At 65.1% G+C, this 24,659-nt stretch carries 21 protein-coding genes; 16 read left to right on the top strand and 5 right to left on the bottom strand.

Annotated features, from left to right (window positions below; all coding sequences use genetic code 11):
- The first annotated feature begins 9 nt into the window (after window positions 1-9).
- Window positions 10-849 carry an alpha/beta fold hydrolase gene (locus N5C28_RS01880; protein ID WP_279819468.1) on the top strand — a complete coding sequence of 280 codons (840 nt, stop codon included), beginning with the start codon at window positions 10-12 and terminating at the stop codon, window positions 847-849.
- Here N5C28_RS01880 and N5C28_RS01875 read toward each other — a convergent pair.
- Window positions 819-2,687 (bottom strand): sensor domain-containing diguanylate cyclase, encoded by a 1,869-nt coding sequence (locus tag N5C28_RS01875; RefSeq protein ID WP_279819466.1) that lies wholly within the window; start codon window positions 2,685-2,687, stop codon window positions 819-821. The two genes, N5C28_RS01880 and N5C28_RS01875, sit on opposite strands and share 31 nt — an antisense overlap.
- Before the next feature lie 237 nt (window positions 2,688-2,924).
- Here N5C28_RS01875 and N5C28_RS01870 point away from each other — a divergent pair, with 237 nt between their 5' ends.
- Complete coding sequence (locus N5C28_RS01870) at window positions 2,925-3,374, top strand: thioesterase family protein (RefSeq protein WP_279819464.1); 450 nt, start codon at window positions 2,925-2,927, stop codon at window positions 3,372-3,374.
- A gap of 3 nt (window positions 3,375-3,377) precedes the next feature.
- On the opposite strand, the gene N5C28_RS01865 is transcribed toward N5C28_RS01870, so the two are convergent.
- The gene (locus N5C28_RS01865; protein WP_279819461.1) at window positions 3,378-3,770 is read right to left on the bottom strand and encodes a hypothetical protein; all 393 of its coding nucleotides are present in this window, start codon (window positions 3,768-3,770) and stop codon (window positions 3,378-3,380) included.
- 132 nt (window positions 3,771-3,902) lie between these two features.
- Here N5C28_RS01865 and N5C28_RS01860 point away from each other — a divergent pair, with 132 nt between their 5' ends.
- Window positions 3,903-4,877: a tRNA-dihydrouridine synthase family protein gene (locus N5C28_RS01860; protein WP_279819460.1), complete on the top strand. Its 975-nt coding sequence runs from the start codon at window positions 3,903-3,905 to the stop codon at window positions 4,875-4,877.
- Here N5C28_RS01860 and N5C28_RS01855 read toward each other — a convergent pair whose 3' ends face one another.
- The gene (locus tag N5C28_RS01855; protein WP_279819458.1) at window positions 4,878-5,624 is read right to left on the bottom strand and encodes an SDR family oxidoreductase; all 747 of its coding nucleotides are present in this window, start codon (window positions 5,622-5,624) and stop codon (window positions 4,878-4,880) included. It lies immediately after the preceding gene.
- Between the two features lie 167 nt (window positions 5,625-5,791).
- Here N5C28_RS01855 and N5C28_RS01850 point away from each other — a divergent pair, with 167 nt between their 5' ends.
- A complete protein-coding gene (locus N5C28_RS01850; RefSeq protein WP_279819455.1) occupies window positions 5,792-6,238 on the top strand; it encodes an Hsp20 family protein in 447 nt (148 codons plus the stop codon).
- A 49-nt stretch (window positions 6,239-6,287) separates the two neighbouring features.
- On the opposite strand, the gene N5C28_RS01845 is transcribed toward N5C28_RS01850, so the two are convergent.
- Both N5C28_RS01845 and N5C28_RS01840 read right to left on the bottom strand, forming a co-directional pair.
- Entirely contained in the window at window positions 6,288-9,965 is a 3,678-nt protein-coding gene (locus N5C28_RS01845) for a PAS domain S-box protein (RefSeq protein WP_279819453.1), read from the bottom strand.
- 91 nt (window positions 9,966-10,056) lie between these two features.
- Window positions 10,057-10,962, bottom strand: coding sequence for a LysR family transcriptional regulator (locus N5C28_RS01840; RefSeq protein WP_279819452.1), 906 nt, complete (start codon window positions 10,960-10,962; stop codon window positions 10,057-10,059).
- A 137-nt stretch (window positions 10,963-11,099) separates the two neighbouring features.
- Here N5C28_RS01840 and leuC point away from each other — a divergent pair, with 137 nt between their 5' ends.
- The 12 genes from leuC to N5C28_RS01780 all read left to right on the top strand — a co-directional run bounded on the left by leuC (window position 11,100) and on the right by N5C28_RS01780 (window position 24,594).
- The gene (gene leuC / locus N5C28_RS01835) at window positions 11,100-12,527 is read left to right on the top strand and encodes a 3-isopropylmalate dehydratase large subunit (protein ID WP_279819451.1); all 1,428 of its coding nucleotides are present in this window, start codon (window positions 11,100-11,102) and stop codon (window positions 12,525-12,527) included.
- Between the two features lie 11 nt (window positions 12,528-12,538).
- Window positions 12,539-13,186 (top strand): 3-isopropylmalate dehydratase small subunit, encoded by a 648-nt coding sequence (leuD, locus tag N5C28_RS01830; RefSeq protein WP_279819450.1) that lies wholly within the window; start codon window positions 12,539-12,541, stop codon window positions 13,184-13,186.
- Window positions 13,187-13,196: 10 nt separating this feature from the next.
- Window positions 13,197-13,511, top strand: a complete 315-nt coding sequence (locus N5C28_RS01825) for a hypothetical protein (protein ID WP_279819447.1) — start codon at window positions 13,197-13,199, stop codon at window positions 13,509-13,511.
- 53 nt (window positions 13,512-13,564) lie between these two features.
- Window positions 13,565-14,647 (top strand): 3-isopropylmalate dehydrogenase, encoded by a 1,083-nt coding sequence (leuB, locus tag N5C28_RS01820; RefSeq protein WP_279819444.1) that lies wholly within the window; start codon window positions 13,565-13,567, stop codon window positions 14,645-14,647.
- A 54-nt stretch (window positions 14,648-14,701) separates the two neighbouring features.
- Window positions 14,702-15,814, top strand: coding sequence for an aspartate-semialdehyde dehydrogenase (gene asd / locus N5C28_RS01815; protein WP_279819441.1), 1,113 nt, complete (start codon window positions 14,702-14,704; stop codon window positions 15,812-15,814).
- A 159-nt stretch (window positions 15,815-15,973) separates the two neighbouring features.
- Window positions 15,974-16,984: an aspartate-semialdehyde dehydrogenase gene (locus N5C28_RS01810; protein ID WP_279819438.1), complete on the top strand. Its 1,011-nt coding sequence runs from the start codon at window positions 15,974-15,976 to the stop codon at window positions 16,982-16,984.
- Window positions 16,985-17,136: 152 nt separating this feature from the next.
- Window positions 17,137-20,034 carry a FimV/HubP family polar landmark protein gene (locus N5C28_RS01805; RefSeq protein WP_279819435.1) on the top strand — a complete coding sequence of 966 codons (2,898 nt, stop codon included), beginning with the start codon at window positions 17,137-17,139 and terminating at the stop codon, window positions 20,032-20,034.
- Between the two features lie 3 nt (window positions 20,035-20,037).
- Complete coding sequence (gene truA / locus N5C28_RS01800) at window positions 20,038-20,904, top strand: tRNA pseudouridine(38-40) synthase TruA (protein ID WP_279819432.1); 867 nt, start codon at window positions 20,038-20,040, stop codon at window positions 20,902-20,904.
- Window positions 20,905-20,956: 52 nt separating this feature from the next.
- Window positions 20,957-21,586 carry a phosphoribosylanthranilate isomerase gene (locus tag N5C28_RS01795; RefSeq protein ID WP_279819429.1) on the top strand — a complete coding sequence of 210 codons (630 nt, stop codon included), beginning with the start codon at window positions 20,957-20,959 and terminating at the stop codon, window positions 21,584-21,586.
- A 221-nt stretch (window positions 21,587-21,807) separates the two neighbouring features.
- Entirely contained in the window at window positions 21,808-22,692 is an 885-nt protein-coding gene (accD, locus tag N5C28_RS01790; protein ID WP_279819426.1) for an acetyl-CoA carboxylase, carboxyltransferase subunit beta, read from the top strand.
- Window positions 22,689-23,996 carry a bifunctional tetrahydrofolate synthase/dihydrofolate synthase gene (folC, locus tag N5C28_RS01785; protein WP_279819423.1) on the top strand — a complete coding sequence of 436 codons (1,308 nt, stop codon included), beginning with the start codon at window positions 22,689-22,691 and terminating at the stop codon, window positions 23,994-23,996. Before accD ends, folC begins: the two co-directional genes overlap by 4 nt.
- On the top strand, window positions 23,980-24,594 hold the full coding sequence (locus N5C28_RS01780) for an SPOR domain-containing protein (RefSeq protein WP_279819421.1): 615 nt from the start codon (window positions 23,980-23,982) through the stop codon (window positions 24,592-24,594). Before folC ends, N5C28_RS01780 begins: the two co-directional genes overlap by 17 nt.
- Window positions 24,595-24,659 lie beyond the last annotated feature (65 nt).

Raw genomic sequence — 24,659 nt, 5'->3', positions numbered from 1 at the left:
AGACGGCTGATGAACAACATGACGTGGGTTCGGGGTTTCAATGCGGCCGTCGGCCGGGTGGCGCCACAGGCGGTGGCCAGCAAGCTGCGGCGCGCCTTCATGACGCCACGGGAGTTGCCGCCACGGGACTGGGAATTGCCGCTGCTGGCGGAGTCCGAGCGCATCACCTTGCGCTTCGGCCTGTCGGCGCTGCGCTGGGGCAGTGGCCCGGCGGTGCTGCTGATGCACGGCTGGGAAGGGCGCCCGACCCAGTTCGCCGGGCTGATTCGCGCGTTGGTGCGGGCCGGCTATGGTGTGGTGGCCCTGGACGCGCCGGCGCATGGGCGTTCGCCGGGTCGGGAGGCGAATGTGGTGCTGTTCGCCCGGGCACTGCTCGAAGCCGCCGGTGAGTTGCCGCCGTTGCGTGCCGTGATCGGCCATTCGATGGGCGGGGCCAGCGCGATGCTGGCGTTGCAGATGGGCCTGCGTACCGATGCCCTGGTGAGCATTGCCGCGCCGAGCCGCATCAGCACCGTGTTGCGGCGTTTTGCCCGCCATGCCGGGCTGCCGACCGAGGCCGGTGCGCATTTCGTGCGGCTGGTCGAGGAGCGGGCTGGAATCCCGGCGCGGCAGCTCGACGTGCACCGCTACCAGCTGGATGTGCCGGGGTTGGTCGTCCATGCCGCGGACGACCCCGTGGTACCGGCCAGCGAAGCCCAGGTGATCCACGAGGCCTGGTTCGACAGCCGTCTGTTGTTGCTGGCGTCAGGCGGCCACCAACGGGTACTGGCCGACCCACGCCTGGAGGCGGCGATCCTGCAGTTGCTGGGCGAGGTGCATCAGGCGTCGTCGAGGGCGGTCGCTTCGTAACAGTCCACTCGGTTGCGCCCGGCGTGCTTGGCTCGGTACAGGGCCTGGTCCGCCTGGCGCAGCAGACGTTCTGCCGTGAGCTCGGGCCCTGGCGTGCCGGCGCTGATGCCGATGCTCAGGCTCAGTTCGATGCGTTGATCCTCGAACGGGCAGGGGGCGTCCACCAGATCGGCGCACAGGTGCCTGGCCAGGTCGTGGGCGCCGGCCAGGTCGGTGTCGCAGAGCACGGCCACGAATTCCTCGCCGCCATAGCGCGCCAGGATGTCGCTTTCGCGCAGGCGTTGCTGCAGGCGGTCGGCCGCGTGTTGCAGGGAGGCATCGCCGGCGGCATGGCCGTATTGGTCATTGACCTGCTTGAAGTAGTCCAGGTCCATCATCAGTACGGCCAGCGGGCGCTGGCTGCGCTCGGCCTGGGCGAAGGCACGGCTGAATGCGTCGTTGAAGGCCTGGCGGTTGTACAGGCCGGTCAGGCCATCGCGGCGGTTGCTCTCGGAGAGCTTGTTGTTGGCGGTGGAGAGTTCGCTCAGCGCGTACTCGAGGGCGGCGGTGCGCTCCTTGACGCGGATTTCCAGGCCGCTGTTGATCTGTTTCTGCAGGTCCAGGGTCCTGGCCTGCTCCAGGCGCAGCTGGTGTTCATTGGTGTACAGGCGGTCGTGGGCCTGCTGGTGCTCGCGCTGGATCTGGCGGATACGTGCCGCCAGGGCGATGGAGAACACCACCATTTCGATCAGGCCGCCGACCTGCTGCGCGTGCAGGGTGTACTGGGAGTAGGGCAGCACACCGGTACCGCTCAGGATGCTGAACAGGCTGGCGGTGATCAGTACGAACCAGCCGAGGGCGAACAGCTTGGCGGGCTGGTAGCCGTCGCGCCAGCGCAGCAGGGTGAACAGGCAGGCGAGCACGGCGCAGGCGATCACCAGCACGAAGCTGCCGATCAGCGCCACGCTGTAGGGACCTGCCAGCGCCAGCAGGATGACCAGCAGGGTGCAGGCCACCAGCAGTCCCGTGGCCCATCGGGCGAACGGCGGGCCTTGCCGGAGTTCGAGAAACCCATAGGTGAACACGATGCCGAACAGGGTGGCCACCGCCGAGCTCAGCGGGAAGCTCAACTGGTGCCACGCCAGCGCATTCGGCCACAGCCACTGCAGGGCGAAGCCGAGCTGGATGAACTGGTAGAGGCTGTAGCTGGCGACGAACAGGCTGTACCACAGGTAGTTGCGGTCCCGGGTGATCAGGAAGATCGACAGGTTGTAGATGAACATGGCGGCCAGGGCGCCGAAGAACAGGCCCTGCAGCAGCAGCGCCCGCTGCTCGTCGTGGTGGAAGCGCTCCCGGGTCATCAGGCTGGCGCTGAGGTTGGCCGAGCCGTCGGTCTGCATGCGCAGGATCAGCTGGCGCTGTTCGCCGGCGGCCAGGGTCAGAGGCAGGGCCAGCTGCCGGTGTTCGATCCAGCGGTTGTCGAACGGGTACTGGTCACCGGCCTGGAACACCCGGTCGGCCTGCAGACCGTAGGCCTCCAGCTGATCGAGCAGGGGGTTGGCCACGAGCAGGATCCAGTCCATGGCCCGGTCTTCCGGGTTGTACAGGGTCAGGCGCAGCCAGTAGGCCTTGCCGCCATAGCCGAAGCTGGCGTCGCGGCGGGCCACGGGCTGCCAGGCGCTGTCCGGCAGGTCACGCACGTCTTCGATGCGCGCGTTCCCCACGGCGTCTTCCCAGACATCCATGTAGGGGCCGGGCAGCAGGGATTGTGCCGTTGCGGGCAGGGGCATGACGTCTGCCTGGCTGAGCGCAGGCATCATCATCAACAGCAGCAACAGCGCGCGGAGAACGGCAATCAAGCGCAAAAGGCTCTCGATAGAAGGCGAAGTTGTTGCGCATTATTACGCGACTGGGCGCGAATCGGCGAGAGCTTGCTGGCATCTCGCCATGGCTTGCGCTCGCGCGCGGCCGTAGAGCCTGACCGCGATAGCGCCTAGAATGGTCCGGCGAGCGGGCTGGTCGAAGCGCGCTCCGCCCTTATCCCCGTTGACCGAACGCGATACCCGCAGCCGGTCGCCAGACTGGAGTTTGCCTGCATGAGTTGGGACCTAGCCGATCCGTTCGTGATCGATATCAGCGTCACTGCCGAGGATATCGACGGCCTGGGGCATGCCAACAATGCGGTCTACGTCAGTTGGCTGGAGCGCTGTGCCTGGCGTCATTCCCAGTTCCTGGGCCTGGACCTGACCGAATACCGTCGGCTGGACCGGGCCATGGCCGTGGTCCGTCACGAAATCGACTACCTGGCGGCGGCCTACGAAGACCAGACCCTGCAGATGGGCACCTGGATCGTCGAATCCGACCAGCGCCTGAAAATGGACCGGCAATTCCAGCTGGTGCGTCCGGCGGACGGGGTCACGCTGCTGCGGGCCAAGACCACCTTCGTCTGCATCGAATTGTCCTCGGGCAGGCCCAAGCGCATGCCGCCCGAGTTCGTCGAGGGCTACGGCCGCGCCTTGCGTGCTCCGTACCCGCTGGAACTGTGAACCTCAGTCCTGTGGCGCGAGAAACAGTGCGTCGTCCTGGTACACCAGTTGGAAATAACGGGTACTGGCCGGTTCGATGAGGATCGACTGGCTGTTGCTCAGGGCAATGTCGGCGCAATAGCCGCCTGGCTCGATGTTCAGCAGCACGCTGTGTTCGCCCGGTGGTAGCTCCAGGGTGATCGACTCGCCCAGCGGCACTGGCACCAGCACCTGTTCCCCCAGGCGAACCTCCACGTTGCAGGCGTTGGGTGCGTCGCGGTCGCGGCTGATGACCAGGCGGGCCAGCTCATCCGGGCTTTGCAACAACTGGGGCACTTCGGCGGGGCGCGCTCCGGCCAGGGCAGGCAGGGTGGCCAGGCTCAGCAGCAGGCCGATCAGCGGTGGGACAATGCGCATGCGGGTCGCTCTCCTTGACGACAGGTCCGTGCAGTGTGGACTGTCGCGCGCCAGTCTGCGTTCCCTCGGGAGGCTCTTCATTGCCCGGGGCTTGGCGCGTACACTGGCCGCCGTTTTTTCGAGAGCCTGACCATGCAAATCGCCCTGGCCCCGATGGAGGGATTGGTCGACGAAATCCTTCGCGACGTGCTGACCCGCATCGGCGGCATCGACTGGTGTGTGACCGAGTTCATTCGCGTCTCCGAGCGGGTGTTGCCGGTTGGCACCTATCAGAAGCTCGCCCCCGAGCTGTTCAGTGGCGCCCGGACGGCGGCCGGTACCCCCCTGCGCGTGCAATTTCTCGGCTCCGATCCGCAGTGCCTGGCGGATAACGCGGCGTTCGCTTGCACCCTGGGTGCGCCGGTGATCGACCTCAACTTCGGTTGCCCGGCCAAGACCGTCAACAAGTCCCGGGGCGGGGCGATCCTCCTTAAAGAGCCCGAACTGCTGCATGCAATCGTGCGCGAGGTGCGGCGCACTGTCCCGGCGTCGATCCCGGTCACGGCGAAAATGCGCCTGGGCTTCGATCACAAGGACCATGCCCTGGAGTGCGCCGAAGCCCTGGCGGACGGCGGCGCAGCGCAACTGGTGGTGCATGCGCGAACCAAGGTCGAGGGCTACAAGCCGCCGGCCCACTGGGAGTGGGTGGCGCGGGTGCAAGAGGTGGTCAAGGTGCCGGTGTTCGCCAATGGCGAAGTGTGGACCCTGGACGACTGGCACCGCTGCCGTGAGGTCAGCGGTGTCGAAGACATCATGCTCGGGCGTGGTCTGGTGGCGCGCCCGGACCTGGCGCGACAGATTGCTGCGGCGCGGGCTGGAGACGAGGTGGCGCCGATGCAATGGGCGGAGCTGCAGCCGGTGTTGGCAGACTTCTGGTTGCAGGCCCGGCGCAAGATTTCCCCGCGCTACGCGCCCGGTCGGCTCAAGCAGTGGCTGGCGATGCTCACCCGCAGCTACCCCGAGGCCACCGAGCTGTTCAATCTGCTGCGGCGGGAAAACGACTGCGAGCGCATCGACGCCCTGCTGGGCATCGAGGTGCCCGATACGCCGCGCCTGTCGATCGCCTGATCAGCGTCCGCCGCTGACGTCGAGCAGGGCGCCGCTGGTGTAAGAGGCCTGTTCGCTGGCCAGCCAGAGGATCGCCGCCGCCACTTCGTCGGCTTCACCGCCGCGCCCCAGGGGCACGCTCTGGCTGACCCGGTTGACGCGGTCCGGCTCGCCACCGCTGGCATGGATCTCGGTCTTGATCACCCCCGGGCGCACGGCGTTCACCCGGATGCCGTCGGCCGCCACTTCCTTGGCCAGCCCCAGGGTCATGCTGTCGACGGCGCCCTTGGCCGCGGCGTAGTCGATGTACTCGCCCGGTGCGCCGAGGCGGGCGGCAATCGAGGACACGTTGATGATGGCGCCGCCCTGGCCGCCCTGGCGGGTGGACATACGGGCGATAGCCGCGCGGCAGCAGAGGAAACTGCCGAACACGTTGGCGGCGAACACCCGCTGCCAGCGCGCCAGGTCCATGGCTTCCAGGCGCATCTGCTGTTCCAGCATGCCGGCATTGTTGACCAGCACATCGAGACGGCCGAAGCGCTCGTCGAGGGTGGTGAACAGGGTTTGCACCTGGGCTTCGTCGGCGACATCGGCTTGCACGGCGATGGCCTGGCCGCCGGCGTCGACGATTTCCCGCGCCAGGTCCTCGGCGACTGACCGCTGCTGGCGGTAGTTCAGGCACAGCGCGTAGCCCTGGGCCGCGGCCTGGCGCGCGGTGGCGGCCCCGATGCCGCGGCTGGCGCCGGTGATCAGCATGACCTTGTTCATCACGTGTCTCCCTGTAAAAAAGTTTTTCAGGTGCTTGAAATCGTTTTTCGCGTCCACATTTTCAGTCGTGCGGGATGCCGAAGTCGGGTCCCGCGAAGTCAGGTCGTCCAGAGCACATTCGCTCTCAGGGGCCTGCAATCACTCGCTGACTATCAGGAGAAATCTACATGAGCACCGCATTTTCCATGACCCCGCTGTTCCGTCAGTCCATCGGCTTCGATCGTTTCAACGATCTGTTCGAATCGGCCATGCGCAACGAGTCGGGTACCAGCTATCCACCCTACAACGTCGAAAAGCATGCCGATGACCAGTACCGCATCGTCATCGCGGCGGCCGGTTTCCAGGACCAGGACCTGGACCTGCAGGTCGAGCGCGGCGTGCTGACCGTGACCGGTGGCAAGCGCGAAAACAGCACCGAGAACGTCACTTACCTGTACCAGGGCATTGCCCAGCGCGCCTTCAAGCTGTCGTTCCGCCTGGCGGATCACATTGAAGTGAAGGCGGCCAATCTGGTCAACGGCCTGCTCAATATCGACCTGGTGCGTCTCGTGCCGGAAGAGGCCAAGGCCAAGCGCATCCCGATCGGTGGCGCGCGCCCCGTGCTGGAAAACTAAGCTCGCCGCGAGGTGAGAAGAAGGGCGCCTGTGGGCGCCCTTCGTCGTTTCAGCTCCTGGGCGGGCGTTGCCGGGTGTGGGCCAGCAAGGCGCGGAACTCCGCCAGCGGCAGGGGTTTGCTGAACAGGTAACCCTGGTACAGGTGGCAGCCCTGGCTTTCCAGAAAGTCCAGCTGGCTCTGCTGTTCGACCCCTTCGGCAATCATCGCCAGGCGCAGGCTGCGCGCCATTCCCACGATCGCGCGGATGATTTCCGCGTCGTTCGGGTTATCGGTGGCGTCGCGCACGAACGACTGGTCGATCTTCAGCACGTCCACTGGCAGGCGTTTGAGGTAAGTGAGCGAACTGTAGCCGGTGCCGAAATCGTCCATGGCGAAGCTGACGCCGAACTTCTTCAGTCGGTTCATCTTGGCGATGGTGTCTTCGATGTTCTGGATCACGATGCCTTCGGTGATTTCCAGCTTGAGCATGGCCTTGGGCAGCGCGCTGTTGCGCAGGCTGTTTTCCACGCGTTCGACGAAGTCGTTCTGGCGGAACTGCCGGGGGCTGATGTTCACACACAGGCTGAAGTCCTCGACACTGACCAGGCCCTCTTCCAGCAACTGGGCGCAGGCGTGGCAGGCCTCGGCGAGTACCCAGCCGCCGACTTCGAGGATCAGGCCGCTTTCTTCCAGTACGTGGATGAACAGCGCCGGCGACTGCGCGCCATGGGTCGGGTGCTGCCAGCGCAGCAGGGCTTCGGCACCGATGACCTGGCCGTTGCGTGCATCCACCTGGGGCTGGAAGTGCAGCTCGAACTCACCGCGGGCCAGGGCCAGGCGCAGGTCGTTCTCCAGACGCAGGCGTTCGCTGGCTGCTTCCTGCATGGTCTTGCGGAACAGCTGGATGGCGTTGCGTCCCGAATCCTTGGCGCGGTACAGGGCGATGTCGGCGCGTTTGAGCAGGTCGGCCGGGGTCGCGCCGTGGTCAGGGATCAGGGCGATGCCGATGCTCGGGGTGACCTGCAGGCGGTGGCCGTCGAGCAGCATCGGTTCGGCCAGCAGGTGGCGCAGTTTTTCCGCGACGTTGCGGGCCTGGCGGGTGACCTCGGAGCGCTTGCCTTCGAGGCCGGAGACCAGCACCACGAATTCGTCGCCGCCCAGCCGGGCCACGGTGTCTTCCTGGCGCACGCTGGCTTCCAGGCGGGCGGTCACCAGCTTGAGCACGGCGTCACCCACCGGGTGACCGAGGGAGTCGTTGATGTGCTTGAAGTGGTCCAGGTCGATGAACAGCAGCGCGCCGCGCAGCTCGTGGCGCTTGAGCAGGGCAATCTGCTGGGTCAGGCGGTCCATCAGCAGGGCGCGGTTGGGCAGGTTGGTCAGGGAGTCGTGGTAGGCCAGATGCTGAACCTGGGCCTGGGCATCCTTGAGTTCGCCAATGTCGCGGGCAGTGAGCAGCAGGCACGGCTCGTCGTCGAGCTCGATCTGCTCCACCGACACCTCGACGTGCAGCAGCTTGCCGTGGCGATTCATCGCCATCAGTTCCTGCCGGTAGACCCGGCCTTCCTTGCGCAGCGTATCGAGCAACTGCGCACGCTGGCTGCCGTCGGCCCAGATGTTCAGTTCCAGCGAGGTATGGCCGATCACTTCCTCGGCGCTGTAGCCGGTCAGGCGGGTGAAGCCTTCGTTGACCTCGATGTGCCGCCCGGTGTCGCGGGCGGTGATGGTGATGGCGTCGGGGCTGGACTGGAAGGCCTTGTAGAACTTTTCCCGGCTGGCCTGCAGGGCGGCCTCGGCTTTCTGCCGTTCGGTGATGTCGCGGAAGGTGGTGAGGATGCAGTGCTGGCCGTCGATCTCGATCGGCCGGCAGGACACCACGCAGGTCACGGTGCGGCCGTTACGGCTGCGGTACTCGGCGACTTCGTTATCCAGCCCGCCTTCGCGCTGGAACTTGCCGTACAGCACCTGGCGCAGCGACAGGTCGTTCCAGAAGTTCAGGTCGAGCATGCTGCGCCCGACGATGGCCTCGGGTTCCCAGTCGAACGCCTGGGTGAAGCTGGGGTTGATCTCCAGCACCACGCCCTCGGGAATGGTGGTCAGCGCGATGGGGTCGGGGCTGGCCTGGAACAGGGTCACGAACTTCTCTTCCGAGGCCTTGAGCCGCTGTTCGCGCTGCACCCGTTCGGTGATGTCGATGAGGATGCCGGCCATGCGCAGGGGCGCACCCTGGTCGTCGCGGTAGAGCTTGGCGGTGCTTTCCAGGTAATGCACCTCGCCGTCGGCGTACACCGCGCGGTAGGTGACCTGGTAATCCAGGCGGATGCCCTGGAGCACTTCGAAGTAGGCCTTGCGCATGGCCTGGCGGTCTTCCAGCGGAACGAAGCTGAAGAACGCGCGGAAGTCGCCCTGGAAGGGTTCCCTCGGCAGGCCGTGGAGCATCGAGGCGCGGGTCGAGCCGAACAGCTGGTTGCTCGGGATGTGCCAGTCCCAGGTGCCGAGGTCGGCGGATTCCAGTGCCAGGGTGAGGCGTTCCTGGCTTTCCTTGAGGGCCTGTTCCTGGGCGCGCTGGCGGGTGATGTCGCGCACGGTAAGGACCAGGCAGGTGCGCCCGTCCAGTTCGATCTCACCGCCGAACAGCAGGTTGGTGGAGACCTGGCCGTCGCGGCTGAAAAAACGTACTTCCAGTTCGTTGAGCGTGCCCTGGCGGACGGCATCGAGCATGCGCTGGCGGTCTTCGGGATCGGCCCAGATGCCCATTTCCAGGGAGGTGCGGCCCAGGGTTTCGGCGCTGCTCCAGCCGAACTGCCGCTCGAAGCTGGGGTTGACCTCGATGAAGCGCCCAGTGTCCTTCTCGGTGATCACCACGGCGTCCGGGGTGTGGCGAAAGGCCTGGGAAAACTTCTCTTCGCTGCTGCGCAAGGCGGCTTCGGCCCGTTTGCGCTCGGTGGTGTCGAGGAACGAGCAGAGCAGGAAGGCCTGGTCGTCCAGTTCGATGTACTGGCTGGACATCACGCCGTCGAGGATGCGCTGGTCGCAGGTCCGCAGCTGCACCTCCTGGACCACCGGGTCCTGTGTCAGCGGGGCGGTGCGGCGCAGGTAGTCGCGCTGTTGCGGGTGGACCCAGATGTCCAGCTCCTGGGTCGAGTGGCCGATGGTGGCCTCCGCCGGCCAGCCGAAGGTGCTGATGAAGTGCTGGTTGGCCTCGGTGATCACGCTGTCGGCGTAGCGCACCAGCAGGACCACGTCGGGGCTCAGGTGGAACAGGTTGAAGAAGCGCTGCTCGGAGTTGATCAGGGCCTGGGCCCGTTCCTGCTGGGTGGTGATGTCGCGGATCACTCCGAACATTCGTTGGCGGCCGTCGCTGTCGGCCTGCAGGCTGCCGCTGATCTCCAGCCAGTGCAGGCTGCCGTCCGGCCAGCGGATGCGGTGGCGCAGGGCGCGGTTGCTCGGCGAGCCGTCGAGCACGGCCTGGAACAGGTGCAGGACGTCCTGGCGTTCTTCTTCGGGGATCAGCTCGATGTAGTCGACGGCGGTGCGCAGCGGGCGCTTGGGGTCCAGGCCGAACAGCGCCTGGGCGCCACGGGACCAGTGCACCTGACCGCTGCCGACGTCCCAGTACCAGGCGCCGAGCTGGGCGCCATTGAGCGCGGCCAGCAGGCGCTGGGCGTCGTCCCAGGTCTTTTCGAATTCGGCGGGGTCCAGTGCCGGGATGAAGGGCAGTGGTGGCTTGCGGTCACTGGAATTGGCCATGAGCGGCCCTTTGTGGGTGCGCGGCGGCCGAATGGCCGGTGGGCAATCGAGGTGACTGTGTCATGCAGGCGCCTTTTTTATCGTTATGAACTCACGTTAGCGTCTGTTCGCGGCCCAGTGCAAGGTCGTCGCGCTGGGCGTCGAGCAATTGCATGAAGGCCCGTGCCGCGTTCGACAGGGTGCGCTCGGTGTGCAGGATGTAGCCCAGCTGCCGCGTCAGCTGAATACCCGGCAGCGGCAGGCGGGCGACCTGGTCGTCGAGCATGGTGCGCGGCAGGACGCTCCAGGCCAGGCCGATGGAGACCATCATCTTGATGGTCTCCAGGTAGTTGGTGCTCATGGCGATGTTGGGCGTCAGGCCCTGGGCCTCGAACAGGCGCCGCACGATGTGATGGGTGAAGGTGTTGCCGCCGGGGAACACTGCCGGGTGTTCCGCCACGTCGCGCAGGGCGACGCTGTCCATGCAGGCCAGGGGGTGCTCGGGCGCCGCCACGAAGTCCAGGGGGTCGTTCCACACCGGCACGGCGCGCACCGGTTCGCGGGTTTCCGGGGCCAGGGTGATCACCGCCAGCTCGGCGCGGCCGTGGAGGATTTCGTCATAGGCCACTTCCGAATCGAGGAACTGGATGTCCAGGGCGACCTTGGGGTGGGCGCGGGTGAAGGCGCGCAGCAGCGGCGGGAGGCGGTGCAGGCCGATGTGGTGGCTGGTGGCCAGGGTCAGGCGGCCGCTGATCTCGCCGTTGAGGTTGGTCAGGGCGCGGCGGGTGTCGTCCAGCACGTTGAGGATCTGGTAGGCCCGCGGCAGCAGGGCACGGCCCGACTCGGTCAGGTTGACCTCGCGGCCCAGGCGATCGAACAGGCGCACCCCCAGTTGTTGCTCCAGGCTGGCGATGCGCTTGCTCACCGCCGGCTGCGTCAGGTGCAGGCGCTCGGCGGCTTCCGAGAAGCTGCCGATCTCGGCGATGGCGATAAAAGCGTTGAGTGTCGCGAGGTCCATATTTGAATTCCAGAGAGTTATCCAATGGATGAAAAATATGAATTTGAGTTATTCATTGCAAGCCCCTACGATCGCCCCATAAGCAGAAGGGCTATTGGACCCGCTGCACCCGTATAACCTGATGAGGACACAAGCAGATGGCCGGCAAGACCCTCTACGACAAGCTCTGGGAAATGCACGAGGTCAAGCGTCGGGACGATGGCTCGTCGCTGATCTATATCGATCGCCACATTCTTCACGAAGTGACGTCGCCGCAGGCTTTCGAGGGGCTGCGCCTGGCCGGTCGCAAGCCCTGGCGCATCGACGCCAACATCGCCACCCCGGACCACAACGTGCCGACCACCAAGGCCGAGCGTCAGGGCGGCCTCGAAGCCATTGCCGACGAAGTCTCACGCATCCAGGTCAAGACCCTGGATGCGAACTGCGATGACTTCGGCATCCTCGAGTTCAAGATGAATGACGTGCGCCAGGGCATCGTGCACGTGGTCGGCCCGGAGCAGGGTGCCACGCTGCCCGGCATGACCGTGGTCTGCGGCGACTCGCACACCTCCACCCACGGCGCCTTCGGTGCGCTGGCCCACGGCATCGGCACCTCCGAGGTCGAGCACGTGCTGGCGACCCAGTGCCTGGTGGCGAAAAAGATGAAGAACATGCAGGTGCGCGTCGAAGGCACCTTGCCGTTCGGCGTCACCGCCAAGGACATCGTGCTCGCTATCATCGGCAAGATCGGCACCGCCGGCGGCAACGGCCATGCCCTGGAGTTCGCCGGCAGCGCGATTCGCGACCTGTCGCTGGAAGGGCGCATGACCATCTGCAACATGTCCATCGAAGCCGGTGCCCGTGTCGGCCTGGTGGCGGTGGACGAGAAGACCATCGCCTACGTCGAAGGCCGTCCGTTCGCGCCGAAGGGTGCTGATTGGGACAAGGCCGTGGCGCAGTGGAAGGGCCTGGTGTCAGACGCCGATGCGCATTTCGACACCGTGGTCGAACTCAAAGCCGAAGACATCAAGCCGCAGGTCAGCTGGGGCACCTCGCCGGAAATGGTCCTGGCGGTGGATCAGACCGTGCCGGACCCGGCTGCCGAAGCGGACCCGGTCAAGCGCGACTCCATCGTGCGGGCGCTCAAGTACATGGGCCTGGCCGCCAACCAGGCGATCACCGATATCCAGCTGGACCGCGTGTTCATCGGTTCCTGCACCAACTCGCGGATCGAAGACCTGCGTGCGGCGGCCGCCGTCGCCAAGGGCCGCAAGGTGGCTTCGACCATCAAGCAGGCCATGGTGGTGCCAGGCTCGGGCCTGGTGAAGCAGCAGGCCGAAGACGAAGGGCTGGACCGGATTTTCATCGAGGCCGGTTTCGAATGGCGTGAACCGGGCTGCTCCATGTGCCTGGCGATGAACCCCGACAAGCTGGGCAGCGGCGAGCATTGCGCTTCGACCTCCAACCGCAACTTCGAAGGGCGTCAGGGCGCCGGTGGTCGTACCCACCTGGTCAGCCCGGCCATGGCGGCCGCAGCAGCCGTGACCGGTCGTTTCGTCGACGTCCGTGAATTGATCCAGGCCTGAGGAGCGAGCAGATGAAAGCCTTTACCCAACACACCGGTCTGGTCGCCCCGCTGGATCGCGCCAACGTCGACACCGATCAGATCATTCCCAAGCAGTTCCTCAAGTCGATCAAGCGCACCGGCTTCGGCCCCAACCTGTTCGACGAGTGGCGCTACCTGGATGTCGGCCAGCCCAACCAGGACAACTCCACGCGTCCGATCAACAAGGACTTCGTGCTCAACTTCCCCCGCTACCAGGGCGCCAGCGTCCTGCTGGCCCGGGAGAACTTCGGCTGCGGTTCCAGCCGCGAGCACGCCCCGTGGGCGCTCGAAGAGTACGGTTTCCGCGCGATCATCGCGCCGAGCTATGCCGACATCTTCTTCAACAACAGCTTCAAGAACGGCCTGCTGCCGATCATCCTGAAGGACGAAGAAGTCGACGCGCTGTTCCAGCAGGCCGAGGCGACCGAGGGCTATCAGTTGACGGTCGACCTGGCCGCCCAGACCGTGACCCGTCCGGATGGCGTGCAGTACAGCTTCGACGTTGACGCATTCCGTAAACATTGTCTGCTCAATGGTCTGGACGACATCGGCCTGACCTTGCAGGATGCCGACGCGATCAAGGCGTTCGAGGCCCAGTACCGTCCCAACAGCCCCTGGCTGTTCGGCGCGATCAAGTAAGAGGTCGGCGATGAAGCGCTTTCATATCGCCCTCGCGGTGGATGATCTGCAAGCCTCCATCGCCGATTACAACCAGCGCCTCGGGCAACCGGCCAGCGTGGTGGTGCCCGGGCAGTACGCGATGTGGCGTACCGCGCAATTGAATTTTTCCATCAACCAGCAGCCGGGCCGGGGTGGCCAGTTGCGTCACGTCGGTTTCGAGGTGGATGGGGTGGAGGGGTTTGCCAGCGAGGTCGACGTCAACGGCCTGGCGTGGGAACTGTTCAGTGCCGCCGAGCAGGATGTGCGCATCCTGCAGTTGTATGGCGTGCCGGTACGACGCTGATTTCAGGTGAGCGCCCTGGGGCGCTGACCTCATTGAAATGATTTGAGGACGCGATGAGCAAACAGATTCTGATTCTTCCTGGCGACGGTATCGGCCCGGAAATCATGGCCGAGGCGGTCAAGGTGCTGCGCCTGGCCAACGACAAGTACGACCTGGGCTTCGAGCTGAGCTTCGACGAGCTGGGCGGCGCGGCCTACGACAAGTATGGCGTACCGCTGGCCGACGAAACCCTGGCCCGTGCCCGTGCCGCCGATGCCATTCTGCTCGGCGCCGTCGGTGGCCCGAAGTGGGACACCATCGACCCGGCGCTGCGCCCTGAGCGCGGTCTGCTGAAAATCCGCTCGCAGCTGGGCCTGTTCGGCAACCTGCGTCCGGCGATCCTCTACCCGCAACTGGCCGATGCCTCCAGCCTCAAGCGCGAAATCGTCGCTGGCCTGGACATCCTGATCGTGCGTGAGCTGACCGGCGGCATCTATTTCGGCCAGCCGCGCGAGACCCGCGTACTGGAAAATGGCGAGCGCCAGGCGTACGACACCCTGCCGTACAGCGAAAGCGAAATCCGCCGTATCGCCCGTGTCGGTTTCGACATGGCCCGCGTGCGCGGCAAGAAGCTGTGCTCGGTGGACAAGGCCAACGTGCTGGCCTCCAGCCAACTGTGGCGCGCCGTGGTCGAGGAAGTGGCCAAGGATTACCCGGATGTGGAACTCAGCCACATGTACGTCGATAATGCCGCGATGCAGCTGGTGCGTGCACCGAAGCAGTTCGATGTGATCGTCACCGACAACATGTTTGGCGACATTCTGTCGGATGAAGCTTCCATGCTCACCGGCTCTATCGGCATGCTGCCGTCCGCTTCGCTGGACGCCAACAACAAGGGCATGTACGAGCCGTGCCACGGTTCGGCGCCGGACATCGCCGGCAAAGGCATTGCCAACCCTCTGGCGACCATCCTCTCGGTCTCCATGATGCTGCGTTACAGCTTCAACCAGGGCGCTGCCGCCGATGCCATCGAGCTGGCGGTCAGCAAGGTGCTCGATCAGGGCGTGCGCACCGGGGACATCTGGTCCCAGGGCACGACCAAGGTCGGTACCGCCGCCATGGGTGATGCGGTAGTCGAAGCGCTGCGTAGTCTGTAATCTTCCAGTCCCGCCGGGGGAGTCCGGCGAGCTGTTTATATAGGTGTAGTCGTTATGAAACGTGTAGGTCTGATCGGTTGGCGTGGCATGGTCGGTTCCGTGCTCATGCAGCGCATGCTGGAAGAGCGGGACTTCGACCTGATCGAGCCGGTGTTTTTCACCACCTCCAACGTCGGTGGCCAAGGCCCGGCCGTTGGCAAGGACATCGCCCCGCTGAAGGACGCCTACAGCATCGAAGACCTGAAAGGCCTGGACGTGATCCTGACCTGCCAGGGCGGCGACTACACCAATGAAGTCTTCCCCAAGCTGCGCGAAGCGGGCTGGCAGGGCTACTGGATCGACGCGGCGTCCTCGCTGCGCATGAACGATGACGCGGTCATCGTGCTGGACCCGGTCAACCGCAAGGTGATCGACCAGTCGCTGGACGCCGGCACCAAGAACTACATCGGCGGCAACTGCACCGTCAGCCTGATGCTGATGGCGCTGGGCGGCCTGTACGAAGCCGGCCTTGTCGAGTGGATGAGCGCCATGACCTACCAGGCGGCCTCGGGCGCCGGTGCGCAGAACATGCGCGAGCTGATCAAGCAGATGGGCGCGATCAACACCTCCGTGGCCGACGAGCTGGCCGACCCGGCCAGCGCCATTCTCGACATCGACCGCAAGGTGGCCGAAGCCATGCGTGGCGAGTCGTTCCCGGTCGACAACTTCGGCGTGCCGCTGGCCGGTAGCCTGATCCCCTACATCGACAAGGAACTGCCGAACGGGCAGAGCCGTGAAGAGTGGAAGGCCCAGGCTGAAACCAACAAGATCCTGGGTCGCTTCAAGAGCCCGATCCCGGTGGACGGTATCTGCGTGCGCATCGGTGCCATGCGTTGCCACAGCCAGGCGCTGACCATCAAGCTGAACAAGGATGTCCCGCTCTCGGACATCGAAGGCCTGATCAGCCAGCACAATCCCTGGGTCAAGCTGGTGCCGAACCAGCGCGAAGCCAGCATCCGCGAACTGGGCCCGACCGCTGTGACGGGTACCCTGAGCGTGCCGGTCGGTCGTCTGCGCAAGCTCAACATGGGCTCGCAGTACCTGGGCGCCTTCACCGTGGGCGACCAGCTGCTGTGGGGCGCCGCCGAGCCGCTGCGCCGCATGCTGCGGATCCTGCTGGAGCGTTGATGGAACGGCCGGCGCTGTCCGGTCTGTCCATGCAGTAATAAAGAAGGAGCGAGTTCTGCTTGCGATCGGCCTGTAAGGCTGAACGTCAGCTGACTCGCTCCTTTGCATTCCGGGGGCGGCGCTATACAGTGCGTGGCTAATTTGCCCAGAACCCGTGTCATGACCCGTACCTTTGATATTGCTGTAATCGGCGCCACCGGCAGCGTTGGCGAAGCCCTCGTGCACGTGCTCGAAGAGCGCGAGTTTCCCGTTGCCAACCTTTATCTGCTCGCCAGCGGCGAGTCGGACGGCCATTCGCAACCCTTCAAGGGCAAGAATGTGCGGGTCAAGGCGCTGGAGTCCTTCGATTTCGCCAGCGTGCGCCTGGTATTTCTCGCCGCCGGCGAAGCCGCGACCCGGGCCTGTATCGATCAGGCGAAGCGGGCAGGGTGCGCGGTCATCGATTTGGCCGCAGCGCTCCCGGCGGACGTTGCACCTCGGGTGGTGCCGGACGTGAACCCGCAGGTGGTGGAGCAATTGTCCGCGCCGTACCAGTTGACCAGCCCGGCGGCGGTCAGTGTGGCGGTCGCCACGGTGCTGGCCGCGCTGCCCGAAACGATTCGCTTCAAGCGCGTGGCGATCACCGCCTGCCTGGCCGTGTCCAGTCGCGGGCGGGAAGGGGTGGTGGAGCTGGCCCGTCAGACCGCGGAGCTGCTCAATGGCCGGGCGCTGGAACCACGTCTGTTCGACCGGCAGATGGCGTTCAATGTGCTCGCGCAGACGGGGGCCGTGGACGAGCAAGGGCATGTCGGCCTGGAGCGGCGGGTGGCGGACGAGCTGAAAAGTCTGCTGGGTGAGCCGCAGTTGGCTGTGTCGGTGACCTGCGCCCAGGTGCCGGTGTTCTTCGGCGACAGCATCAGTGTCTCGATCCTGGCCGACGCGCCGGTCGATGTGGCCGCGGCCCGCAAGGGCCTGGACGAAAAAAGTGGCATTGAATATGTCGAGAACGACGACTACCCAACAGCAGTGGGTGACGCGTTAGGGCAAGATGAAGTCTATGTTGGGCGTGTTCGCGGTGGGCTGGATGATCCGTCGGAACTCAATTTGTGGATTGCGTCTGATAATGTGAGAAAAGGCGCTGCGCTGAACGCCGTGCAGTTAGCCGAGTTGTTGATAAAACACTATCTGTAAAAGATACTTACCTAGAAATTTGAAGAATCTTTCGAGCTTGGCAATACTGGCTGAGTTGATTGTTGAATGGGGAGCCGTCTTCTGGCGGAACAGGCAACAATCAACTGGATCGTCTCGCATGCTGAGAAAAAGATAAAACAAGGGATAACGCTATGGTTCGGGTTCGCAAACTGGTGCTGGCAATTGCAGCTGCTTCGGCGCTGTCATCCGGTATGGCGCATGCGCTGGGTCTGGGTGAAGTTACCCTGCAGTCTGCGCTGAATCAGCCCCTGGTGGCTGAGATCGAATTGCTGGAGGTCCGCGATCTGGCCTCCAATGAAGTGTTGCCAACCCTGGCGTCCCCCGAAGAATTCACCAAGGCGGGTGTTGATCGTCAGTATTTTCTGACCGATCTCAAGTTCACGCCTGTACTCAAGCCGAATGGCAAAAGTGTCATTCGTGTGACGTCCAACAAGCCGGTGCGCGAGCCGTACCTGAACTTCCTGGTGGAAGTGCTGTGGCCGAACGGTCGCCTGCTGCGTGAGTACACCCTGCTGCTGGACCCGCCGCTTTATTCCCCGCAAACCGCGGTAGCCGCACCGCAGGCCCCGGCAGTCGCCCCGGCCCAGGCGCCGCGTGCCCCGGTTGCCCAGGCGCCGCGTCCGACCACTCAGCCGGCTCCGTCGACTTCGCCGAGCGCGCCAGAGCCGCGTCCGGCCGTCGCGGCATCGAGCAGCCTGCAGGGCGGTAGCGAATACAAGACCACCTCCAACGACACCCTGTGGGAAATCGCCCAGCGTGTGGGTGGCGGCAGCGTGCACCAGACCATGCTGGCCATCCAGGACCTCAATCCGGATGCCTTCATCGGTGGCAACATCAACCGCATGAAGAGCGGCCAGGTCCTGCGCCTGCCGGAAGAACAGCAAGTGCGCAGCCGCGCCCAGGCCGAAGCCCTGGCTCAGGTTGCCGAGCAGAATGCCGCCTGGCGCGAAGGCCGCAGCGTAGCCGCCAGCAGCGCCCGCCAGCTGGACGCCACCAAGCGCAGCACCGCCGGTGCCGCACCGGCTGAAGTGAATACCCGCGACAGCCTGAAGCTGGTTTCCGGTGAAACCGGCAAGTCCACTGCCGGCAGCGAGAATGGCGCAGCCGACAGCAAGGCCCTCAGCGACAAGCTGGCGGTGACCCAGGAAGGCCTGGATTCGACCCGTCGTGAAAACGAAGAGTTGAAGAGCCGCATGGGTGACCTGCAGGGTCAGCTCGACAAGTTGCAGCGACTGATTCAACTGAAAGACGACCAACTGGCCAAGCTGCAGGCTGACCTCGCTGCCCAGGGTCAGGCTCCAGCCCAGGCCCCGGCAGCGGAAGCACCGGTCGCTCCGGTCGAGGAACCTGCGCCGGTCGAGCCGGAAAAGGCAGCCGCGCCGACCGAGGGTTCGGCGGCGGTGCCGCCGGTCACCCCGCCGGGCGCCGAGGCGCCCGACTACAACTACAGCGAAGAACCGGGAGCGGAGCCAGATGCGGCTTCGCAAACCAATACCCAACAGCCGGCCTCTGCGCCGGCTGTAGCCGTTGAACCGTCGACCCCGGCCCCGGCCGAGCCTGCCAAACCGACGCCTGCGCCGACCCCGGCCGTGACGCCGGAACCGCAGCCGAGCGCGCTGGACAGCCTGCTGGCCAACCCGATGCTGCTGGGTATTGCCGGTGGTGGTGTTCTGCTTCTGCTGCTGATCGGCCTGATGATGCTGTCGCGCCGCAATGCACTCAAGGAAGCCGAATTGCAGGAAAGCCTGGCAGCCGACAACGCTGACCACGCCTACGACAACGACCTGCAACTGCCGGCGGACAGCTTCGACAGCTTCCCGGAAGACATCGACACCCCGGCGCAGCAGGCCGCTGAAGAGCGCGTGACCGCTCAGACCGGTGATGCGCTGGGCGAGGCTGACATCTATATCGCCTACGGCCGTTTCAACCAGGCCGCCGAACTGCTGCAGAACGCGATCAATGAAGAGCCGCACCGCAGCGACCTGCGCCTGAAGCTGATGGAAGTCTATGCCGAGCTGGGCGACCGCGAAGGCTTTGCCCGCCAGGAAAACGAACTGCGTGAAATCGGTGGGGCGCAAGTCGAGACCGATCAGCTCAAGGCCAAGTACCCGGCCATGGCCGTCTTTGCTGGCGCAGCGCTGGCAACCGCACCGCTGGCCGATGATGACCTGGACAGCTTCAGCCTCGACGACCTGACCCTGGACGAGCCGACCAAGCCGGCTGCCGAAGCGCCTGCCGACATGGACGATGCCTTCGACCTGAGCCTGGATGACCTGGAGTCCGAGCTGGACAACGACCTGCAGGCCTCCAGCAGCAATGCGTCCCTGGATGACCTGGATAGCCTGTCGCTGGACAGCGACCTGGGTCTCGACACTTTCGACCAGCCAGCCGCCACCACCCCGGATGACCAGGGTTTCGACCTGAGCCTGGATGACAAGGCCGACGACAGCCTGAGCCTGGGCGACGACCTGGCCGATTTCAGCCTGGACCTGGGCAGCGACTCACCGGCGGCCACTGCCGAAAACGACGACTTCCTGCTGAGCCTGGATGACGACCTGACCTCCACCCCGGCCGCTCCGACTGCTGCCTCCGACGACCTGGCCGATCTGAGCCTGGATCTGCCGGCCAGCGAGTCCGCCAACGATTTCGACCTGCCGGCTGACTTCGACCTGTCCCTGAACGACGACGCTCCAGTGGCCGAACCGGCCGCCGACAGCTTCGCCGCTCAACTGGACGAAGTGACTGCCGAACTGGATCAACTGTCGAGCAGCCTGGATCAGCCTGCCGCCGAAGACACCTTCGACCTGCCGGTGCCTTCCGCGCCGGCCGCTCCGCTGGGTCTGGATGGCGACGACGATTTCGATTTCCTCTCCGGCACCGACGAGACGGCCACCAAGCTGGATCTGGCGCGTGCCTACATCGATATGGGCGATACCGAGGGTGCCCGTGACATCCTCGATGAAGTGATCGCCGAAGGTAACGACGGTCAGCAGCAGGAAGCACGAGAGCTGATCGGTAAACTGGTCTGATACATGTCTGATGCTCTACCCACAACGGCAGCCGATTCGGCTGCCGTTGGCATTTTCAAGGTCGCCCTCGGCGTCGAATACAAAGGCTCGCGTTATCGCGGTTTCCAGCGGCAGCGCGCCGGTGTGCCTTCCATTCAGGAATCCCTGGAAAAGGCCCTGTCGAAAGTGGCCGGCGGTGCGCCGATCACCCTGAGCTGTGCGGGGCGTACCGATGCGCTGGTGCATGCCAGCGGCCAGGTCGTGCACTTCGACACCACGGTCGAACGCTCCATGCACGCCTGGATCATGGGCGCCAACATGAACCTGCCCTCGGACATCAGCGTGACCTGGGCCAAGCTGATGCCGGCGCATTTCGATGCGCGGTTCTGCGCCATGGCCCGGCGTTATCGCTACGTGATCTACAACGATCAGATCCGTCCGGCGCACATGGCGGAGGAGGTGACCTGGAATCACCGGCCGCTGGATATCGAGCGCATGCGCGAAGCGGCCCAGGTGTTTCTCGGTACCCACGATTTCAGTGCGTTCCGTGCGCGCCAGTGCCAGGCCAAGTCGCCGATCAAGACGGTGCATCACCTGCAACTGCTACAACATGGCCGTTTCATCGTGCTGGACATTCGCGCCAATGCCTTCCTGCACCATATGGTGCGCAACATCGCCGGTGTGCTGATGACCATCGGCACGGGCGAGCGGCCGGTGGAGTGGGCGCGGGAAGTGCTGGAAACCGGCGTACGGCGCACGGGCGGTGTCACGGCCCATCCTTATGGGCTGTACCTGGTTCAGGTCGACTACCCGGAAGAGTTCGAATTGCCCGAGCGCTACCTGGGGCCGCATTTCCTGTCGGGGCTGCCGGATGTGCGGGCTGACGCCTAAATCCGCTTTTGCTACTATCCGAAGCTTGCCGATTTACTGAGGTGCCTGCCCGTTGTCAGTCGTTCGCAGCAAGATCTGTGGAATTACCCGCATAGAAGATGCGTTGGTCGCCGTTGATGCCGGGGCGGACGCCATTGGCCTGGTGTTCTACGCCAAGAGCCCGCGCGCGGTCGATGTGGCGCGGGCCAGGGCGATCCTCGCGGCGCTGCCGCCGTTCGTGACCACGGTGGGGTTGTTCGTGAACATCGAGCGCGAGGCGCTGAACGCGATCCTGGCCGAGGTGCCGCTGGATTTGCTGCAGTTCCATGGTGACGAGACGCTGGCTGAGTGCGAAGGTCATGGCCGTCCGTATATCAAGGCGCTGCGGGTCAAGCCGGGCGATGATGTCGCCGCGCAGATCGCAGCCTATCCGTCGGCGGCCGGCATTCTGCTGGACACCTTCGTCGCCGGCGTGCCGGGCGGGACGGGCGAAGCGTTCGACTGGGCGCTGGTGCCGCGCGATGTGCAGGTGCCGATCATCCTGGCGGGCGGGCTGACGCCGGAGAACGTACGCGGCGCCATCGAACAGGTCCGGCCGTATGGCGTGGACGTCAGCGGTGGGGTCGAAGCCAGCAAGGGCATCAAGGACGCGGCCAAGGTGCGTGCGTTCGTGGGGGAGTCCAGGCGTACCCTGGAGGATTGAGCGGGCAATGTGACGGCGGCCTGCGCTTCGCCGTCCATAGACCTGTTGCATGCGCTGCAACGGACGCCTTTGGTGATCGCAGGTGAGGTGGCGGGTCGGATGTGTGGTGGATGCCATGCCGACCGGCCCCTGCTGGGATCGCCCTCGTGAATTTGCCGGGACAGGTTGCAAGGTCGTGACCTTGAGCATGTCCAGGCCTACAGCTGTGGAGAGTCAAGAGCATGAGCAACTGGTTGGTAGACAAACTGATCCCTTCGATCATGCGTTCCGAGGTTAAGAAAAGCTCGGTGCCAGAAGGGCTGTGGCACAAGTGCCCGTCCTGCGACGCGGTGCTGTACAAGCCCGAGCTGGAAAAGACCCTGGATGTGTGCCCCAAGTGCAACCATCACATGCGCATCGACGCCCGTGCCCGCCTGGACATCTTCCTCGATGCTGATGGCCGTGCCGAGATCGCGGCTGACCTGGAGCCGGTCGATCGCCTGAAATTCCGTGACAGCAAGAAGTACAAGGATCGTCTGGTGGCTGCGCAGAAGCAGACCGGCGAGAAAGATGCCCTGATTGCCATGAGCGGTACGCTCGAAGGCATGCCGATCGTGGCCTGCGCCTTCGAATTCTCGTTCATGGGCGGCTCGATGGGCGCCATCGTCGGTGAGCGCTTCGTGCGCGCCGCCAACGTCGCCCTGGAGCAGCGTTGCCCGCTGGTCTGCTTCGCTGCCTCCGGCGGTGCGCGGATGCAGGAAGCGCTGATCTCCCTGATGCAGATGGCCAAGACCTCGGCCGTGCTGGCGCGTCTGCGCGAAGAGGGCATCCCGTTCATTTCCGTGCTGACCGACCCGGTCTACGGTGGCGTGTCGGCCAGCCTGGCCATGCTGGGTGATGTCATCGTCGCCGAGCCGAAGGCGCTGATCGGCTTCGCCGGCCCGCGCGTGATCGAGCAGACCGTTCGCGAAAAGCTGCCGGAAGGCTTCCAGCGCAGCGAATTCCTCATCGAGCACGGCGCCATCGACATGATCATCCACCGTGCCGAGCTGCGTCCGCGTCTGGCTCGTCTGCTCGCGCAGTTCATGCACCGTCCTTCGCCCACCGCGTTGCCGGTCACGGCATGACCCCGCGCTCCCTGGCCGATTGGCTGGCATACCTGGAGCAACTGCATCCATCTGCCATCGACATGGGCCTGGAGCGCTCCCGAGCCGTGGCGCACCGCTTGCAACTGGGCAAGCCGGCGCCACGGGTCATTACCGTCACCGGTACCAATGGCAAGGGTTCCACCTGTGCCTTCATTGCCTCGCTGCTGCGTGAGCAGGGCCTCAAGGTCGGCGTCTACAGCTCTCCGCACCTGCTGCTCTACAACGAGCGCGTGCAGATCGATGGCGTCGAGGCCAGCGATGAGCAGCTGTGTCAGGCGTTCGAGGCTGTCGAGGCCGCCCGTGGCGAGACGTCGCTGACCTACTTCGAAATGGGCACCCTGGCGGCGTTCTGGCTGTTCCAGCAGTCGATGCTGGATGCCGTGGTGCTGGAAGTCGGCCTGGGCGGGCGCCTGGATGCGGTCAATCTGATCGACGCCGATGTGGCCCTGGTGACCAGCATCGGCCTGGACCACGCCGATTGGCTGGGGGATACCCGCGAATCGGTGGCCTTCGAGAAGGCCGGCATCCTGCGGGCCGGCAAGCCCGCGCTGTGTGGCGATATCGACCCGCCGCTGCCACTGGTGCAGCAGGTGGCCGCGCTGGATTGCCCGTTTTTCCGCCGCGGCCTGGACTATGACCTGATCGTTGGCGCGGACAGCTGGAGCTGGTTTGGCCTGAACGAGCACGGCGCTGTCCTGCGCCTCGACGCGCTGCCCTTGCTCGACCTGCCCATGGAAAACGCCGCCCTGGCCCTGCAGGCCTATGCCTTGCTCGGTCTGCCCTGGCAGCCCGAGCGCATTGCCCGGGCCCTGGCCGCCACCCGGGTGACCGGTCGCCTCGATCGCCGCGTGCTGAATTGGCAAGGCAAGTCACTCACGCTGCTGCTGGATGTTGGGCATAATCCCCATGCCGCCGACTACCTGGCTCAGCGCCTGGCTGCCCGGCCCATCGCCGGCAAGCGCCTGGCCGTGTTCGGTCTGCTGGCCGACAAGGATCTGCCAGGGGTCGTGGGGCCGCTGCTGGACGAGATCGCCGATTGGGCGGTGGTGACGCTGCCCACCTCGCGTTCGCGCCCGGCCGCCGAGTTGCAGGCGCACCTGCAGGTGCGGCGCGCGAATGTGCAGGTGCATGACGACGTCGAGGCTGCGTTGCTGGCACAATGTGCCCGCGCAACGGCGGATGACGAGATTCTGCTGTTCGGATCGTTTTACTGCGTGGCCGAGGCCCTGGAATGGCTGGCCCGCCATGCCAAGGGGGAAATGCAGGATGGCTTTGCTGGATAAAGGGCTCAAGCAGCGCATGGTCGGTGCGCTGGTGCTGATGGCACTGGCCGTGATCTTCATCCCGATGCTGCTCTCGCGCGAAGACGAATTGCGCCACGTGGTGGTGGATGCCCCGGCCATGCCGCAAACGCCGGTGATGCCGACCATCGAGATGGAGCCCGTCGCCGTTCCCGAGCCCGAAGCCCTGCCGCAGGAGCCGGTGCCGGAGGAGGGGACTGCTGCCATCCAGCCTGAAATCGTCGAGCAGCCGCCTGTCGCCGCCACCCCGCCAGCACCGCCTGCGACTCCCGCCGTGGCCCCGGTCGCTCCGCCAAAAGCCGAAGTCCCGGCGCCGTCCAGCCGCCTGGACGCCAATACCCTGCCGGTGAGCTGGTCGGTGCAGCTGGCCAGCCTTTCCAGCCGCTCCGGGGCGGAAACCCTGCAGAAGACCCTGCGCAGCCAGGGCTACAACGCTTATATCCGCACGGCGGACGGGATGAACCGGGTGTTCGTCGGGCCGCTGGTCGAGCGTGCCGAGGCCGACCGCCTGCGTGACCTGCTCAATCGCCAGCAGAAGCTCAACGGCTTCGTCGTGCGCTTCCAGCCGGAGAGCAGCTAGTCGCTGTTTTTCTGTTGGTTGTAATCCTTTGTTTAACCGAGGGCGGGGGCTCTGCTAAAATGCAG

Source organism: Pseudomonas sp. GD03944, assembly GCF_029839275.1.
Lineage (GTDB): Bacteria > Pseudomonadota > Gammaproteobacteria > Pseudomonadales > Pseudomonadaceae > Aquipseudomonas.
The sequence above is the reverse complement of the archived record's forward strand: the minus strand, read 5'-3'. Positions and strand labels throughout refer to the sequence as shown.